Origin of the sequence: Mesorhizobium sp. 2RAF21 (assembly GCF_052115345.1) — a bacterium.
Taxonomy (GTDB): Bacteria; Pseudomonadota; Alphaproteobacteria; order Rhizobiales; family Rhizobiaceae; genus Mesorhizobium; species Mesorhizobium terrae.
This window is the reverse complement of record NZ_JBFRGM010000001.1, coordinates 175,071-191,564: the sequence shown is the minus strand read 5'-3', so window position 1 is coordinate 191,564 and position 16,494 is coordinate 175,071. Positions and strand designations below refer to the sequence as shown.

Sequence of the window (16,494 nt, the reverse complement as noted above, 5' to 3'; positions counted from 1 at the left end):
TCGGCGCCGGTCAATCGAATTCCGTGACTGGCTGATTGGCCTTGCGGCCGCGAACGTTTCATGTGCGGGCTCCTACTCCATTTTTCGAGGAAGAGCTTATGAAAACCAAGATGTTCGCGGGCGTTGCCTTTGCCGCCCTTATGGCTTTCGCGTCGACCGCCCGGGCAGATATCGTGTTCGGCCTCGTTGCGCCGCTGACCGGCCCGGTCGCCGCCTATGGCGACCAGGTCAAGAACGGCGCCCAGGCGGCCGTCGACACCATCAACAAGAACGGCGGCATCCTCGGCGAAAAGGTCGTGCTGAAGCTGGCCGACGATGCCGGCGATCCGAAGCAGGGCGTTTCCGCCGCCAACCAGCTGGTTGGTGAAAGCGTGAAGTTCGTTGTCGGTCCGGTCACGTCGGGCGTGGCCATTCCGGCCTCGGACGTGTTCGCCGAGAACGGCGTTCTGATGGTGACGCCGACCGCCACCGCGCCCGGCCTGACCGCCCGCGGCCTGACCAACGTGCTGCGCACCTGCGGCCGCGACGACCAGCAGGCGGAAGTGGCCGCTGCCTATGTGGTGAAGAACCTGAAGGACAAGAAGGTCGCCATCGTCGATGACAAGGGCACCTACGGCAAGGGTCTGGCCGACGCCTTCAAGAAGGCGATCAATGCCGGCGGCGTCAAGGAAGTCAGCCACAATTCGCTGACACCGGGCGAGAAGGATCTTTCGGCGCTGGTCACGCGCCTGAAGTCCGACGGCGCCGAGGTGATCTATTTCGGCGGCTATCACCCTGAAGGCGGCCTGCTCGCCCGTCAGCTCGCCGACGCCGGCGTCAAGGCGCTGATCATCGGCGGCGAAGGCCTGTCCAACACCGAATACTGGGCGATCGGCAACCAGGCCGCCGCCGGCACGCTCTTCACCAACGCCACCGACGCGCTGAAGAACCCGGATTCGGCCGAAGCCGTCGCCGTTCTGAAGGAAAAGAACATTCCGGCGGAAGCCTTCACGCTCAACGCCTATGCCGCCGTCCAGGTGCTGAAGGCCGGCATCGAAAAGGCCGGCAAGGCCGACGATGCGGCTGCCGTGGCAAAGGCGCTGAAGGGCGGCGAGGCGATCCCGACCGCCATCGGCAAATTGACCTATGGCGAGACCGGCGACCTGACCAGCCCGAGCTTCTCGCTGTTCAAGTGGGACAACGGCAAGATCGTCGCGGCCGAGTAAGGTTCGCGGCATAAAAACAAGAAGGCCGGGAGTTTCCCGGCCTTTTCTTTTGATCCGATGGCCACTCAATCCGCCCAAGGATTGACTATGGCGAGGCCGGTATCTTCGAAGTCGGCGACATTGCGGGTCACGATCGTCAATCCGTGGACTGCCGCTGTCGCCGCGATCAGGCCGTCGGGAACTCCTCGCGTGCGTAGTGCGGCGATCCTTCCCCATTCGATGGCGATACGTTCGTCAATACCAAGAATTCGATTGCCATAGTCGTGTCTGAGCATTTGCAGCCATACGGCGAGGTGGTTAGCCGTCGTCGGATCGTGGCGCTGCTTCATGTGAATGCCGCGCGCAATTTCGCCAAGTGTGACGACGCTCAGAGACAGATCTCCGCGCTCCCGATCGGCTAGCCATTTCGTCACTGCCGGTTGGCGCTTGCGAGCGGCCGAAACCACATTAGTGTCGAGAAGAAACATATGGCTGCCGATCAGAAATCGATGTCGCGCGATGGCGTTTTGTCGCGCCGATTGACCTCCTCGACGAAATCGTCGTCCCACACCGGGCCGGTGAGCAGGAATTCCGCAAGCGATGGCTTCTTCGCGGAAAGCGCTTCATATTCTTCAGCAGAGAGAACGACCGCCGCGGGCTTGCCGCGCAGGGTGATAGTCTGCGGACCCTCTTCGCGAGCCCGCTGCACCAGTTTCGATAGATTGTTCTTCGCGTCCTGAAGATGCCAGTTCATAAACATCACCTAGCTAGCTTGGCTAGCTTGTAATATGCGCCTTGCCCCAAATCCAATCAAGGGTCGCGACTAGCGTGTCCCGAAAATGGCCGAGCCGACACGCACCGAGGTGGCGCCAAAGGCCACGGCCAGCTCGTAGTCGCCGGACATGCCCATCGACAGTTTTTCGACGCCGGCCTGGCGGGCGAGCTTTTCCAGCAGCGCGAAATGCGGGCCGGGGTTCTCATCGGCCGGCGGAATGCACATCAGCCCCTCGATGGCGAGGCCGTGCACGCCGCGGCAGCGTTCGACGAAGGCGACGGCGTCCTTGGGCTCGATGCCGGCCTTCTGCGGTTCCGAGCCGGTGTTGACCTGCACATAGAGTTTTGGCGCCTTGCCCTGGCGGGCAATTTCCTTCGCCAGTTCCGCGGCGATCTTTTCGCGGTCGACGGTTTCGATACAGTCGAAGAGGGCAACCGCCTCCTTGGCCTTGTTCGATTGCAGCGGGCCGATCAGGTGGAGCTCGACGCCGGGGAATTGCTCGCGCAACGCCGGCCATTTGCCTTGCGCTTCCTGGACGCGGTTTTCGCCGAAGACGCGCTGGCCGGCGGCAAGCACCGGGCGGATGGCGTCGGCCTCGAAGGTCTTGGAGACGGCGACCAGTGTCACCGTCGTGGCCGTCCGGTTCGCTTCGCGCTCGGCTGTCGCGATCCTGGCGTTGACCGCCTCGAGTTGCTGAACCGCGTCACTCATGTGGCATCCCGTCCTGATCCTGCTGTTTTTGCCGGGCGTTGCGGCCCATATGGTTGACGGGTTCCCGAAAGCATGGTGAAGACCCGGACCATGTCCTTGAACCACCGGATCAGCCGGCGGTTTCCCGCATGCTTTGTAAGTGAAAAACCGGCCATGGCAACCGAACGATACAACCCCCGCGCTGCAGAGCCCAAGTGGCAGACGGCATGGGACGAGGCCAAGCTCTTCGAGACGAAGAACGACGATCCGCGGCCGAAATACTATGTGCTCGAGATGTTCCCCTATCCGTCGGGACGCATCCATATGGGCCATGTGCGCAACTACACGATGGGCGACGTGGTGGCGCGCTGGCGCCGCGCCATGGGCTACAACGTGCTGCATCCGATGGGCTGGGACGCCTTCGGCCTGCCGGCCGAGAACGCCGCGCGCGACAACAAGGTCAACCCGCGCGACTGGACCTACGCCAACATCGCCACCATGAAGGCCCAGCTGAAGACGATGGGCCTGTCGCTCGACTGGGCGCGCGAACTCGCGACCTGCGACCCGAGCTACTACAAGCACCAGCAGAAGATGTTCCTGGACTTCTGGCGCGCCGGCCTGGTCGAGCGCAAGTCGGCCAAGGTCAACTGGGATCCGGAAGACATGACCGTGCTCGCCAACGAGCAGGTCATCGACGGCCGTGGCTGGCGCTCGGGCGCGCCGGTCGAGCAGCGCGACCTGACGCAGTGGTTCTTCAAGATCACCTCGATGAGCCAGGACCTGCTGGACAGCCTGGACACGCTGGACAAGTGGCCGGAGAAAGTCCGCGTCATGCAGGCCAACTGGATCGGCCGCTCCGAAGGCATGCTGATTCGCTGGGCACTGGCCAATCCGCCAGCCGGCGAGAGCGAACTCGAGGTCTACACGACGCGGCCCGATACCATCTTCGGCGCCTCCTTCGTGGCGATCGCCGCCGATCATCCCCTGGCAAAGAAGGCCGCCGCCGACAATCCCGACCTCGCCGCCTTCATCGAGGAGGTGCGCCACATGGGCACTTCGGCGGCCGCGCTTGAGACAGCCGAGAAGAGAGGTTTCGACACCGGCCTGCGCGTCGTCCACCCGTTCGACGAGAACTGGACGCTGCCGGTCTATGTCGCCAATTTCGTTCTGATGGACTATGGCACCGGCGCCATTTTCGGCTGCCCGGGGCACGATCAGCGCGACCTCGACTTCGCTAACAAATACGGTCTGCCGGTTGTCCCGGTGGTGCTGCCGGACGGCGCCGATCCGCAGGGTTTCCAGGTCACCGAAGAGGCCTTTGTCGACGATGGCGCGATGATCAATTCGCGCTTCCTCAACGGCATGCGGTTCAAGGAGGCCTTCGACGAAGTCGCGACAAGGCTGTCCGGCGTCACCATCGGCAATCGCCCGCAGGGCGAGCGCAAGGTGCAGTTCCGCCTGCGCGACTGGCTGATCTCGCGCCAGCGCTACTGGGGCTGCCCGATCCCGGTCATCCACTGCGAGGCCTGCGGCGCCGTGCCGGTGCCGGCCAAGGACCTGCCGGTGGAATTGCCGACGGACGTCACCTTCGACAAGCCGGGCAATCCGCTCGACCATCATCCGACCTGGAAGCACGCCAATTGCCCGCAATGCGGCAAGCCGGCCAGGCGCGATACCGACACGATGGACACATTTGTCGATTCGTCGTGGTATTTCGCCCGTTTCACCGACCCGTGGAACGAGAAGGCGCCGACGACGCTCGCCCATGTCGACGGCAGGCAAGGCTGGCTGCCGGTCAACCAGTATATCGGCGGCATCGAGCACGCGATCCTGCATCTGCTCTATTCGCGCTTCTTCACCCGCGCCATGACCGTCACCGGCCATCTCAACGAGGTGAAGGAGCCGTTCGAGGGCATGTTCACCCAGGGCATGGTGGTGCACGAGACCTACCGCGCCGGCAGCGGCCCCAGCGCTCGCTGGGTGCAGCCGGTCGAGGTCAAGATCGAGGACATCGATGGCGCGCGCCGCGCTTCGCTGCTGTCGGATGGCAGCCCGGTCGAGATCGGCCCGATCGAGAAGATGTCGAAGTCCAAGAAGAACGTCGTCGATCCCGACGATATTCTGGCGAGCTATGGCGCCGATACGGCACGCTGGTTCGTGCTGTCGGATTCGCCGCCCGAACGCGATGTGATCTGGACGGAAGCCGGCGTCGAGGGCGCGCATCGTTTCGTGCAGCGTGTGTGGAGACTGGTTTCCGAAACCGCGCCGCAACTGGCTGGCGTCGAACCCAGGACCGCGGTCGACGGCGAAGCTGGCGCTATCTCGAAGGCCGCCCACAAGATCGTCAAGGCCGTTGGCGAGGACATCGAGCGCCTGTCCTTCAACAAGGCTGTCGCCCGGCTCTACGAACTGGTCAATGCGATCCAGACGCCGGCGGCGGCGCTTGCAGAGGGCAAGGCCGATGCGGCGAGCGCGCAGGCGCTGCGCCAGTCGATCGAGATGCTGGTGGTGATGATCGCGCCGATGATGCCGCACCTGGCGGAAGAGTGCTGGTCGGCGCTCGGCGGCAAGGGGTTCATTGCGAATCAGCCTTGGCCAACCTTTGATCCGGCGCTGGTGGTCGACAATGAAGTCGTCTATCCGGTGCAGATCAACGGCAAGAAACGCGGTGATTTGACAATCGCCCGCGACGCGGACCAAGCTGCCGTCGAACAGGCCACCATGGCCTTGGACTTCGTTCAGAAGGCGCTCGAGGGCAAGGCGCCGCGCAAGGTGATCGTCGTGCCCCAGAGGATCGTCAATGTCGTTGCCTGACAATCACAAGACAGGCGCGGCGCTTCTGCGCCGCTTTGCTCTGTTCGGCCTGCTTGCCGGCATGGCTCTGGTTTCGGCCTGCCAGGTGCGGCCGCTTTATTCGAAGGCGCCGCTGTCGCCGGGTTCGACGGTCGGCGCGCGCGAGGAACTGGCCTCGATCGCGGTCAAGCCCGTGTCTTCGCGCTACGCGCAGCAGGTGCGCAACAACCTGATCTTCGGGCTCACCGGCGGTTCCGAACGGACGGCCGCGCCCGCCTATTCGCTGACGCTCAACGTGACCGAATCGGTGATCGCGTCGGCGAGCGTTCAGGTCGCCACCGACCAGGATCAGCCGACTGCCGGTACCGTCATTATGAGCGCATCCTATACGCTCACCGACGCCAAGACCGGCAAGTCCGTATCGACGGGTTCGCGCTCGATTTCGTCATCTTTCGACAAGCCGAGCCAGGAATTCGCGTCCTATCGCGCGCAGATTGATGCCGAGAATCGCGCGGCCCGCGAACTGGCCGAGCTGCTGCATCTGGCGCTGGCGCAGGATCTGGCAAAACAAGGCGCCAAATAGAGCTGCGGGCCGCGATGCCAGGGGGTCGCCGGAGCGTCGCATCATGCGCCTGACCGGACTGGTCGCCGAGGGTTATCGTTCGTTGAAGTCGATCCGGCTGGAATTCGGCCAGGTCGGGCTGTTCGTCGGTGAAAACGGCGTTGGCAAATCCAATCTCTATCGTGCGCTGCAATTGATCAAAGCCGCGGGCCAGGGCTCGCTTGCCTACGAGATCGCACGCGAAGGCGGCATGCAATCGGCGCTTTGGTCGGGCGGGCGCCGCCTGGCGCAACCGGCGCGCGTGATCCTCGGCGCCGAGCTCGAGAATGACGAGACGGCCGCGAAGTTCTCCTATCAGGTTGAGATCGGCCTGCCGCCGCCTGTTTCAGCCGGCTTTGCCTTCGAGCCGCAGGTCAAGGAAGAAAAATTGTCCGTGGAAGCCGGTCGTCGACCGGTCGAGATGATGACACGCAAAGGCCCGGCCGCCTTTGCCCGCGACGGCGACGGACGGCGTGTCGAATATCCGGTGCGTCTGCTCAACTCGGAGACAGCGCTGGCGATGCTGGGTGCCTCGGGCCGTTATCCGGAAGCCGGCGATCTGCGCGCCGCTGTTGCCGGCTGGCGTTTTTATCATGGTTTCCGCACCGACCGCGATTCTCCGGCCAGGAAACCGTCTCTCGCGATTACCTCGACGATGCTCGATGAGGATGGCGGCAACCTGGCCGCGGTGTTCGCGACGCTGGCCCATATCCGGCAGGACACGGTCGATCTCGATCGGGCCGTGGCCGATGCGCTCGGCGCGGAACTGGATGTTCCCGAACCGGGAGAGGCGGCAACCTTCGGCCTGAAGTTGCCGGAGTTTCCGCAGCGCCTGTTTCGGCCGGAAGAACTGTCCGACGGGCAGATGCGCTTCCTGGCGCTGGCCGGTGCGCTGATGTCCTATCGCCTGCCGGGGCTGATCGCGCTCAATGAGCCGGAAGCGAGCCTGCATCCGCGCATGCTGCCGGCGCTGGCCGATATGATCGCCAAGGCGGCGGAGCGCACCCAGCTGTGGGTGGTGACCCATTCGCAGGAACTGGCCGCGCTGATCACGGATCGCACCGGAGCCCAGGCGCTCGCCATGGTGCGGATCGACGGCGCAACCGCGATCGAGGGCCTCGGCATCACCGGCCGGCTGTCGGACGAGGACTGACAGCCTTACCGCGCGCTGGGCACCGCGACGCGGGGCCTTACAAGGTTCCATCCCAGCGTCATGCCGGCGGCGGCGATGAGGATGGCGGCGGCGCCGACCAGCTGCAGCGGCTGCAGGCGCTGACCGAAGGCCAGGAAATCGGCGGCGATGGCGACGACCGGGTAGATGAAGGACAATGCCCCGACGAGGTTGGTCGGCAGCTTCTGGATGGCGCCGTAGAGCAGGATGTACATCAGCCCTGTGTGGATGACGCCGATGGCGGCGAGCAGCGCCCAGCTGCGCCAATCCGTCGGCAATGCCGTCAAATTGGCGAAGGGGGCGAGCATGAGAATGCCGACCGTGACCTGGATCAGCGCGATGAGATGCGGAGGCACGCCCTTCAGCTTCTTGGCGACGATCGCGGCAATCGCATAAAAGAACGCTGCGCCCAGCGCCAAAAGGATGCCGGCCAGATAGTTCGAGCCGACATGGCCGGCATTCGATTTTGCCTGGACGATCAGCAGCATTCCGGCAAAGGCAATGGCCAGCCAGGTCAGCTTGGCGATGGTGAGCCGTTCGCCGAACAAAAATGCGCCCAAAGCCACCAGCATGAAGGGCTGCGTGTTGTAGACCGCGGTGGCGATCGAAATCGAGGCGCGCGGGAATGCGGCGAAGAGCAGCAGCCAGTTGGAAACGATGGCGACGCCGCCGACGACCGCATAGGCGAACTGGCGGCGCGAGATCACATCCGGCCTGAACAGGCCGAGCGCGGCGCAGACGATCAGCAGCGTGACGGCGCCGAAGGCGCAGCGCCAGAAGACCACGTCCATGACCGGCTGGCCCGACAGGACCACGAACAGTCCTATCGTTCCCGAAATCATCATTGCGGCGGTCATTTCGACCGTACCACGCGTCTTCTCTGACATCTCGCGACCCTTCTTCCCGACAGGCCGCTTTTGTAAGCCCGGGTCGGATCGAAAACCATGCTTTGGATAAGGTGTTTGCGGAGCGATGCCTAATTCTGTAAGGTGCTCAAACACAGAATCCTAAGGATGTGTGATGCTGGACGATCTTGACCGACGCATTGTCGAAATCCTGGTCGACGATGCGCGCATTTCGCTGAAGGAACTGGCGAGCCGCGTGAACCTGTCTTCGCCGAGTGCGTCGGAACGGTTGCGGCGGCTGGAGGAGCGCGGTGTCATCCGCGCTTTCACGGTGGATATCGATCCCGCCGCGCTCGGCTATACGCTGCAGGCGATCGTGCGCATCAAGCCGCTGCCTGGCAGGCTGCACGCGGTGCAGAAGCTGATCGAGGAGATTCCCGAGTTCACCGAATGCGACAAGGTGACGGGCGACGACTGTTTCGTCGCGCGGCTGCTTATCCGTTCGATCAGCGACCTTGACCAGATCCTCGACAAGATCACCGACAAGGCCGAGACCAGCAGCGCCATCGTCAAGGCGCAGCCGGTGAAGCGACGGCTGCCGCCATTTTCCTGAGCATTTTCGGGCATGAAAAAACCGGCGCCGCGAGGGCGCCGGTTTCGGTCTTCATTCGACGGCTTGTCGAAATCAGCTGATCTTCTGGCCGGTCTTTGCCCAGTCGGCGAGGAACTGCTCGAGGCCCTTGTCGGTGAGCGGATGCTTGACCAATGCCTTCAGCGTCGCCGGCGGGATGGTGGCGACGTCGGCGCCGATCAATGCGGCGCGCTTGACGTGGTCGGGCGTGCGGATCGACGCGGCCAGGATCTCGGTGTCGAAGCCGTAATTGTCATAGACCTGGCGGATCTCGGCGATCACCTCCATGCCGTCAAAGCCCATGTCGTCGAGACGGCCGATGAAGGGCGAGATGAAGGTGGCGCCGGCCTTGGCGGCGAGCAGCGCCTGGTTGGCCGAGAAGCAGAGCGTGACATTGACCATGCGGCCCTCGGCGCGGATGGCGCGGCAGGCCTTGAGGCCGTCAAGCGTCAGCGGCACCTTGATGCAGACATTGTCGGCGATCTTGGCGAGCACCTTGGCTTCCTTCATCATTCCGTCGTAGTCGGTGGCGGTGACTTCGGCCGAAACCGGGCCTTCGACGATGTCGCAGATCTGCTTGGTGACTTCGTCGATCTTGCCGCCGGATTTCAGGATCAGCGACGGGTTGGTGGTGACGCCGTCCAGCAAACCAAGCGCGTTGAGTTCCTGGATCTCTTTTACATCAGCAGTGTCGACGAAGAATTTCATGGTGATCTCCTTGGGAAGGAATAAGGCAGTTCGCCCGGGGTTTGGCGCCGCCCTTTGCTCTAGACCAAAGTCGGGGCAAGGTCACGCCTGATGAAAGAAGATTCGCCCTTCATGACGGCCGCACCGGTGCTGGTGCCGATGCCCGCCGAACGCGCCTATACCTATGCCGTGCCCGAAGGCATGCTGGTGGTGCCGGGTTCCATCGTGCGCGTGCCGCTGGGACCGAGGCTGGTGGCGGGTGTCGTCTGGGACGGGGCGGTCGAACGGGTCGAGGCGAAGAAGCTGAGACCCATCGACCACGTCTTCGATTGCCCGCCGATCGACCACGACATGCGACGCTTCGTCGACTGGATCGCGCAATACACGCTGACGCCGCCGGGCCTTGTCGCGCGCATGCTGTTGCGTGCGCCGGAAGCTTTCGACCCCGAGCCGTGGATCGAAGGGCTGCAGCGCACCGCGATCGCGCCCGACCGGATGACGGCGGCGCGGGCGCGGGTGCTGGAAACCGCCGATGGCGGGCTGGCCTGGACCCGGTCGGGCCTCGCGCACGCGGCCGGCGTTTCCTCGACCGTCATCGACGGGCTGAAGGCACAAGGCGCGTTCGAGACGGTGATGATCCCGCCACGGCCCGTCGTGGCGCCGCCGGACCCGACCTATGCCCGGTCGGAACTGACGCCGGACCAGGCCGCGGCGGCGGAAACGCTGCACGCCAGCGCATCGGCCGGGGCCTTCGGCGTCACCCTGCTGGACGGCGTCACCGGCTCGGGCAAGACGGAGGTCTATTTCGAGGCGGTGGCGGCGGCGCTCGACAAGGGCAGGCAGGTGCTCATCCTGCTGCCGGAAATCGCGCTCACCCATGCCTTCCTGGAACGCTTCCAGTCGCGCTTCGGCGCCAAGCCGGCGGAATGGCATTCCGACCTCGCGCCAAAGACCCGCGAACGGGTGTGGCGGCAGGTGGCGGAAGGTACGGTGCGGGTGGTGGCCGGCGCGCGCTCGGCATTGTTCCTGCCGTTCAAGGAGCTTGGCCTGATCGTCGTCGACGAAGAACACGACCCGGCCTACAAGCAGGAGGACCGTGTCTTCTACAATGCGCGCGACATGGCGGTGGTGCGCGGCCATATCGGCGCGTTCCCGGTCGTGCTGGCTTCCGCCACGCCTTCGGTGGAAAGCCAGGTCAATGCCAATCAGGGCCGTTATGGCCGGGTCGACCTGCCGACGCGCTTCGCGGAGGCGGCGCTGCCCACCTTGCGCTCGATCGACATGCGCCGCGCGCCGCCGCCGCGCGGCGGCTTCCTGTCGCCGCTGCTCGTGGCGGAGATGGGCAAGACCCTGGAAAAGGGCGAGCAGTCGCTGCTGTTCCTCAACCGGCGCGGTTATGCGCCGCTGACGCTGTGCCGGGTCTGCGGTCACCGTTTCGGCTGTCCGGTCTGCTCGTCCTGGCTGGTCGAACACCGGTTCCGCGGACAGCTCGTCTGTCATCATTGCGGGCACAACGAGAAACGGCCTGACGCCTGCCCGGAATGCGGCACGTTCGACCATCTGGTGGCATGCGGGCCGGGCGTGGAGCGCATCGCCGAAGAGGTGGTGGCAACCTTTCCGGAAGCGCGGACCATCGTGCTCTCCTCCGACCTCGTCGGGGGCGTGCGGCGGCTGCGGCTCGAACTTGAGGCGATCGCCAACGGCGACGCCGATATCGTCATCGGCACGCAACTCGTCGCCAAGGGTCACAATTTCCCGAACATGACGCTGGTCGGCGTCGTCGATGCCGATCTCGGCCTCGCCAATGGCGACCCGCGCGCCGCCGAGCGCACGTTCCAGCTCTTGTCGCAGGTCACCGGCCGCGCCGGGCGCACCGGCAAGAAGAGCCTCGGCCTTTTGCAGACCTATCAACCGGACCACCCGGTGATGAAGGCGATCGTTTCGGGCGATGCCGCTGCCTTCTACGAGCGCGAGATCGCCGAGCGCGAACGTGCCGCGCTGCCGCCCTTCGGCCGGCTGGCCGGCATCATCGTCAGCGCGGAGACCCGGCAGGAAGCGGAGGCGCATGCGCGCGGCCTGCGTCGCGCGGTGCCCGAGGCGTCGGATATCTTCGTGCTGGGTCCCGCCGAAGCGCCGCTGGCGCTGGTCGGCGGCCGCCACCGGTTCCGTCTTTTGATCCATGGCGAGAAGCGTTCGGACATTCAGGGCTTCGTGCGCCGCATGCTGGCCGACGGGCCAAAGCTGCGCGGCTCGGTGCGGGTGAGCGTCGACATCGACCCGCAGAGTTTCCTTTGAGGAGGACGTCCATGAAGACGCTTGGCCTGATCGGCGGCATGAGCTGGGAATCGACGGCGATCTACTATCGCCTGCTCAACGAGATCGTGCGGGAACGGCTTGGTGGGCTGCATTCGGCCGAGCTTTTGCTCTACTCATTCGATTTCGCCGCCATCGCGGCGCATCAGAGCGCCGGCGATTGGGATGCCGCCGCCAGGCTGCTTGCCGATGTCGCGCGCCGACTGGAGGGCGCCGGAGCGGAAGGCCTTCTGATCTGCACCAACACCATGCACCGCATGGCGGACGAGGTGCAGGCCGCCGTTTCCATCCCGCTCATCCATATCGCGGATGCCACGGCCGGTACGATGAAGCGGGCCGGGGCGACGAAGCCGGCGCTGCTCGCCACCGCCTTCACCATGGAACAGGATTTCTACAAGGGCAGGCTGGCGCGCAGGCACGGCATGGCCCCGGTCGTTCCCGACGCGGAAGGCCGCGCCATGGTCCACCGCGTCATCTATGAGGAACTGTGCCGTGGCGTGGTGAGCAAGGCATCGAAGACGGCCTATATCGCCGAGGTCGCGAAGATGCGGCAGGCCAACGAGATCGACAGCGTCATCATGGGTTGCACCGAAATCACCATGCTGATCGGCCAGGACGATTTTGACCTACCGGTGTTCGACACGACCAGGATCCACGCCGAAGCGGCGGTGGAGTTCGCGCTGGGTTGAAAAAGCTTTGACCTGCCCGTTTTTCGATCATTGGGCTGATTTCGCGAGCCGCCATTGTCCATGAAAACCGAACTCGACTTTCATCCACTCTCGCGTGAACGGCACGTCGATGCGGTGGCGGCATTTTTCGAGCGGGCGGCCGACTATGTGATGTTCGAGAGCGGGCAGCTTGCCGATGCGTCGACAGCCGGCGCCTTCTTCGAAGACCGTGCGCCCGGCTGCGATCCCGGCGATTCGTTGAAATCCGCGTGCGCCAGGGCGGACGGCGGAATCATTGGCATTGCCGACATGTCTTTCGGCTATCCGGAAAAACCCGATGCCTATATCGGGCTCCTGCTCATCGATCCCGGCGTCCGTTCGCAAGGTGTTGGTCGGCAGTTCCTGGAGTGCCTCGTCAACGAGGCGCGGTTGCGGAAGTGCAAGCGGATGCTGGTCGCGGTGCTGGATGAAAATGCGCGCGGTCGGGCCTTCTGGGAACGCGAGGGATTTGTGATCGAGAAGAGTTTTGAACCACGACAGATCGGTTCCAAAGTCCACGTGTTACACCGGCTGACCAGAGCCTTGTGAACCCGTTCCTCATCGGTTCTGTCCACAACGCCTAGTGGCAAGGTTTGTCAGGACAGTTTCCTTGCATGGAAACTTTTGATTGCGACTGGAAGGTCATCCAGATAGTTTCTTTGGAGGGAAACTATCTGGATTTGCTCATGTCGCTGACGCTCTACATCCATCCGCTCGCCTCGTTCTGCCACAAGGTGCTGATCGCCTTCTATGAGAACGCTGTCGACTTCCGTTCCGAGACGGTTGACCTGATGGAAGCCGGCTCGACGGCGGACCATCTGGCTCGCTGGCCGGTGGGCAAGATCCCGGTGCTGCACGATGGCGCCCGCAACCGCGTGGTGCCGGAAACCAGCATCATCATCGAATATGTCCAGCAGCATTACCCCGGTTCGCTGCCGATGCTGCCCCGCAACGAGGAGCAGCGGCTGGACGCCCGCCTGTGGGATCGCTTCTTCGACCTTTATGTCGGCGTGCCGATGCAGAAGATCGTCACCGACCGGCTGCGCCCAGCCGGCGGCAACGATGCCATCGGCGTTGCCGACGCGCATCGCGCGCTCGACACCGCCTATGCGATGATCGACGGCCAGATGGCCGACAAGACATGGGCGACCGGCGACGATTTCACCATTGCCGATTGCGCCGCGACGCCCGGCCTGTTCTTCGGCTCGATGGTCCATCCATTCGCGCCCGACCAGCATCATCTGCGCGCCTATTTCGAGCGCCTGCTGGCACGGCCTTCGATCAAGAGAACGCTCGAGGAAGCGCGGCCGTTCTTCTCGATGTTCCCCTATCGCGAAGTGATGCCGGAGCGTTTCGCGAACGGCTCCGCTTTCGCCTGAGGTGGTGCGATGCAGCAAGCCCAAACTCTCGACCGCATCTTCCTGGCGCTCGCCGATCCCGGCCGGCGCGGCATGATCGAACAGCTGGCGCGCGGGCCGGCCACGGTGAAAGAACTGGCGCGACCAACCAACATGCGCCTGCCGTCGGCGGTGAAACACCTGAAAGTGCTGGAGGAGGGCGGCATCGTGGCGTCGCGCAAGGCCGGCCGCACCCGCACCTATAGCATGCGGCGGGATGCGTTCCTGGCCGTCAACGACTGGGTGCAGGCGCGCGAGACCGCGCTTAATGCGGCCTTCGACCGGCTCGTCCAAGCCATCGCCGATATGCCCGAAGAGGAATGATCATGGCTATCGAACACAAGACCTTCGTCGTCGAGCGCATGTTGGCGGCAAGTCCGAAACACGCCTTCCGCTTCTTTTCCGAGCCGGCGCTGAAGGAGCGCTGGACCGGCTGTCACCCCGACTGGACGGTGCTGGAGGAGCGCTTCGATTTCCAGATCGGCGGCGTCGAGGCCAAACGCTGGCGCATGACCAACGGACAGGAACAAACCTTCCTCGCCCATTATCTCGATATCGTGCCGGCCCGGCGCATCATCTATGCCTTCGACATGACGTCCGCGGGCGAGCGCGTCTCGGCCTCGCTGGCCACCGTCGAGCTGATGGCGGAGGGCGCCGGCACCCGCATGGTGTTCACCGAGCAGATGGCCTATCTCGGCGATGCGGCCTCGATGCGCCAGCGCATTGCCGGTACCGGCGACGGTCTGGACCGGCTGGTCGATATCATCGCCATGGATGTCGCCAGCGTGCATTGAACAGCACGGCGTCGCCGAAATCGACCGCCGATGACGGCTAGCCGTCCCGGGTGCCGGCGGTGACGGCGGCGAGCCAGCGGCGGACGATCTTCTGCTCGTCCTGCGAATAGCCGGCGGCGAGGTCGGCTTCCAGGAGACGCACGCGGTCGCGCGCCTCGGCATAGATGGTTTTGCCCTTTTCGCTCAATTCGAGCTGGCGGATGCGTTCGTTGGCGGCGTGGCGGCGCTTGACGATCAATCCGGCCTTTTCGAGATTGGCGATGATGACGCTGAGCGTCTGCGGCGTCAAAAGCGCGGTGCGCGCCAGATCGGCATTGGAGAGGCCGGGATAGGCGCCCAGCATCGCCATCACCGCGAATTGCGGCTGGGTGATGCCGAGATCGACCAGGGCTGCCTCCATGCGGTAGCGATAGGCACCCGCGGCCTGGCGCAGCAGATAGCCGAAATAGCCATCCTCGCCACGCTTGCCCTCGCCGGCACGCGGTATCGGTTTCTCGGGCTTTGTCCTGGTTATGATGCCGTCCCCCTGCTTAACTGGCGTGGCCATCGTGTCCGTCGGGCATCGGGATCGTCAAGGGGCCGCAATTCTCGTCGGCGATGAACATGGCGAGCAGCGATGCCGGCTCGGTCTTGCTGGCGTTCTCGGCATAGAGGTGGATCGCCCCGGTCGGCTCGAACCAGCTCTGCCCCTCGGTGTAGGTCATTGGCGGCTCGCCGGCGAGCTGTGACTTGAGCGTGCCCTTGAGCACGAAGGCAGTGACATTGCCGGGATGGCGATGGCGCGGCGTGTAGGCGTCGGGCGGGAAGTTGACGATCGCCATGGTGACGGCCTTGCCGGTAATGTCGGGCAGCGGCGTGCAGGAAATCGGCTTGATCTCGGTGACCGGCCGGCCGGACGCGCTGACAGGCGAGGCGCTTTCGGCCATATGGATTGTTGCCGGGCGCGGCGATGTCGCCAGCGCATGGAAACCGGCGATGCTGGCGCCGATCGCCGCGGCGGCGGTCAGGCCGCCGAGATAGTACCGCTTGCGCCGGCCGCTGAAGATCTCGGCTTCGAAACCCTGGCTGCTCATGCCCGGGCCCTCCTGAAACCGGCACGCCAGCCGAGCTCGGCGACGGCCTTGTCGGTGGACACCTGCTCGTTCGGTTCGGCGATGTTGTAGGCGCCGGCCGTGCCGCGCTCGACGGCAAGCAGGGCGGCATGGGCTGCGGCGTCGACATGCACCGACGCGCCTGGTTTCGGCGCGTCCGCCCCGGTGCCGGGGCCGTAGAGCTGGCCGTATCGCAGCACGATGCCGTCCATGCCGGGTGCGCCAAGAACCTGGCGTTCCAGCGCGATGACGCCGTTCACGCTTATGGCGCGTGGACCTTCAGCGCCGGCGTCGAGCGGGTCCTGTTCGCCGTGCGGCAGTGGCCCGGGCGCATAGGCCCAGGCGATGCTCTGCGCGATCAGCCGCTTCACGTCGGCTTTTCTCGCCGCCTCGATCAGATTGCGGGTGCCCTCGTCGCGGATGCGGGCGTTGCCGGCGATCGCGGTGGCCATCCGCGCCGGGTCGAGGCCTTGCGGCAGGTCGGTCAACTGGTGGACGACGATGGTCGGGCGGGCGGCAAGCATCGCCGCCGACAGGGCCGCTGCATCGAACACGTCGACGATCACCGGATTGGCGCCGGCGCTCTGCAGTTCCGTCGCCTTGGAAGCGGAGCGGGTCGTGCCCCAGACCGTATGGCCTGCCTCGATCAAAAGCGGCACGAGGCGGCGTCCAATCGCCCCGGTGGCGCCAGCGACGAAAATCCGATGAGCCATCTCGCTCTCCTTCATGTATCAAAGCACTGATATCAGTGTGCTGATAATAAGTCAATCGGGCACCGTGCGCTGCCGGCCAGGCGCCGGCCGTGCTTGACTTCC

The 16,494-nt window shown here is 64.6% G+C and carries 19 protein-coding genes; 11 read left to right on the top strand and 8 right to left on the bottom strand.

Annotation, left to right across the window (positions count from 1 at the left end):
* Positions 1–98: 98 nt before the first annotated feature.
* Positions 99–1,205 carry a branched-chain amino acid ABC transporter substrate-binding protein gene (locus AB4136_RS00985; RefSeq protein ID WP_024923038.1) on the top strand — a complete coding sequence of 369 codons (1,107 nt, stop codon included), beginning with the start codon at positions 99–101 and terminating at the stop codon, positions 1,203–1,205.
* Positions 1,206–1,270: 65 nt separating this feature from the next.
* On the opposite strand, the gene AB4136_RS00980 is transcribed toward AB4136_RS00985, so the two are convergent.
* The 3 genes from AB4136_RS00980 to AB4136_RS00970 form a co-directional block, all read right to left on the bottom strand.
* Positions 1,271–1,672 carry a type II toxin-antitoxin system VapC family toxin gene (locus tag AB4136_RS00980; RefSeq protein WP_024923037.1) on the bottom strand — a complete coding sequence of 134 codons (402 nt, stop codon included), beginning with the start codon at positions 1,670–1,672 and terminating at the stop codon, positions 1,271–1,273.
* A gap of 11 nt (positions 1,673–1,683) precedes the next feature.
* A complete protein-coding gene (locus AB4136_RS00975) occupies positions 1,684–1,938 on the bottom strand; it encodes a type II toxin-antitoxin system Phd/YefM family antitoxin (protein ID WP_024923036.1) in 255 nt (84 codons plus the stop codon).
* A 69-nt stretch (positions 1,939–2,007) separates the two neighbouring features.
* Entirely contained in the window at positions 2,008–2,670 is a 663-nt protein-coding gene (locus AB4136_RS00970; RefSeq protein WP_024923035.1) for a YggS family pyridoxal phosphate-dependent enzyme, read from the bottom strand.
* A 153-nt stretch (positions 2,671–2,823) separates the two neighbouring features.
* Here AB4136_RS00970 and leuS point away from each other — a divergent pair, with 153 nt between their 5' ends.
* Genes leuS through AB4136_RS00955 form a run of 3 tightly spaced genes read left to right on the top strand, consistent with a single transcriptional unit; the run spans position 2,824 to position 7,196 of the window.
* Positions 2,824–5,463, top strand: a complete 2,640-nt coding sequence (gene leuS / locus AB4136_RS00965; RefSeq protein ID WP_024923034.1) for a leucine--tRNA ligase — start codon at positions 2,824–2,826, stop codon at positions 5,461–5,463.
* Complete coding sequence (lptE, locus tag AB4136_RS00960) at positions 5,450–6,025, top strand: LPS assembly lipoprotein LptE (RefSeq protein ID WP_024923033.1); 576 nt, start codon at positions 5,450–5,452, stop codon at positions 6,023–6,025. Before leuS ends, lptE begins: the two co-directional genes overlap by 14 nt.
* A 43-nt stretch (positions 6,026–6,068) precedes the next feature.
* Positions 6,069–7,196: an AAA family ATPase gene (locus AB4136_RS00955; RefSeq protein ID WP_024923032.1), complete on the top strand. Its 1,128-nt coding sequence runs from the start codon at positions 6,069–6,071 to the stop codon at positions 7,194–7,196.
* Positions 7,197–7,201: 5 nt separating this feature from the next.
* On the opposite strand, the gene AB4136_RS00950 is transcribed toward AB4136_RS00955, so the two are convergent.
* Positions 7,202–8,101 (bottom strand): DMT family transporter, encoded by a 900-nt coding sequence (locus AB4136_RS00950; RefSeq protein WP_024923031.1) that lies wholly within the window; start codon positions 8,099–8,101, stop codon positions 7,202–7,204.
* Positions 8,102–8,234: 133 nt separating this feature from the next.
* On the opposite strand from AB4136_RS00950, the gene AB4136_RS00945 reads away from it, so the two are divergent.
* Positions 8,235–8,672, top strand: a complete 438-nt coding sequence (locus AB4136_RS00945; RefSeq protein WP_024923030.1) for an Lrp/AsnC family transcriptional regulator — start codon at positions 8,235–8,237, stop codon at positions 8,670–8,672.
* A gap of 72 nt (positions 8,673–8,744) precedes the next feature.
* Here AB4136_RS00945 and fsa read toward each other — a convergent pair whose 3' ends face one another.
* Entirely contained in the window at positions 8,745–9,398 is a 654-nt protein-coding gene (fsa, locus tag AB4136_RS00940) for a fructose-6-phosphate aldolase (RefSeq protein ID WP_024923029.1), read from the bottom strand.
* Between the two features lie 90 nt (positions 9,399–9,488).
* On the opposite strand from fsa, the gene AB4136_RS00935 reads away from it, so the two are divergent.
* The 6 genes from AB4136_RS00935 to AB4136_RS00910 all read left to right on the top strand — a co-directional run bounded on the left by AB4136_RS00935 (position 9,489) and on the right by AB4136_RS00910 (position 14,588).
* A complete protein-coding gene (locus AB4136_RS00935; RefSeq protein WP_024923028.1) occupies positions 9,489–11,672 on the top strand; it encodes a primosomal protein N' in 2,184 nt (727 codons plus the stop codon).
* Between the two features lie 11 nt (positions 11,673–11,683).
* Positions 11,684–12,379 carry an aspartate/glutamate racemase family protein gene (locus tag AB4136_RS00930; protein ID WP_024923027.1) on the top strand — a complete coding sequence of 232 codons (696 nt, stop codon included), beginning with the start codon at positions 11,684–11,686 and terminating at the stop codon, positions 12,377–12,379.
* Positions 12,380–12,439: 60 nt separating this feature from the next.
* A complete protein-coding gene (locus tag AB4136_RS00925; RefSeq protein WP_137900866.1) occupies positions 12,440–12,946 on the top strand; it encodes a GNAT family N-acetyltransferase in 507 nt (168 codons plus the stop codon).
* A 137-nt stretch (positions 12,947–13,083) separates the two neighbouring features.
* On the top strand, positions 13,084–13,776 hold the full coding sequence (locus AB4136_RS00920; RefSeq protein WP_024923025.1) for a glutathione S-transferase family protein: 693 nt from the start codon (positions 13,084–13,086) through the stop codon (positions 13,774–13,776).
* Positions 13,777–13,785: 9 nt separating this feature from the next.
* Positions 13,786–14,118, top strand: a complete 333-nt coding sequence (locus AB4136_RS00915; RefSeq protein ID WP_024923024.1) for an ArsR/SmtB family transcription factor — start codon at positions 13,786–13,788, stop codon at positions 14,116–14,118.
* 2 nt (positions 14,119–14,120) lie between these two features.
* Positions 14,121–14,588, top strand: a complete 468-nt coding sequence (locus AB4136_RS00910; protein WP_081766838.1) for an SRPBCC family protein — start codon at positions 14,121–14,123, stop codon at positions 14,586–14,588.
* Between the two features lie 37 nt (positions 14,589–14,625).
* On the opposite strand, the gene AB4136_RS00905 is transcribed toward AB4136_RS00910, so the two are convergent.
* From AB4136_RS00905 to AB4136_RS00895, 3 genes are read right to left on the bottom strand one after another with little or no spacing between them, the layout of a single operon-like run.
* Entirely contained in the window at positions 14,626–15,135 is a 510-nt protein-coding gene (locus AB4136_RS00905; protein ID WP_051504818.1) for a MarR family winged helix-turn-helix transcriptional regulator, read from the bottom strand.
* On the bottom strand, positions 15,119–15,661 hold the full coding sequence (locus AB4136_RS00900) for a cupin domain-containing protein (protein WP_024923021.1): 543 nt from the start codon (positions 15,659–15,661) through the stop codon (positions 15,119–15,121). The genes AB4136_RS00905 and AB4136_RS00900 overlap by 17 nt, the downstream gene beginning before the upstream one ends.
* Positions 15,658–16,392: an NAD-dependent epimerase/dehydratase family protein gene (locus AB4136_RS00895; RefSeq protein ID WP_024923020.1), complete on the bottom strand. Its 735-nt coding sequence runs from the start codon at positions 16,390–16,392 to the stop codon at positions 15,658–15,660. Before AB4136_RS00895 ends, AB4136_RS00900 begins: the two co-directional genes overlap by 4 nt.
* Positions 16,393–16,494: the final 102 nt, after the last annotated feature.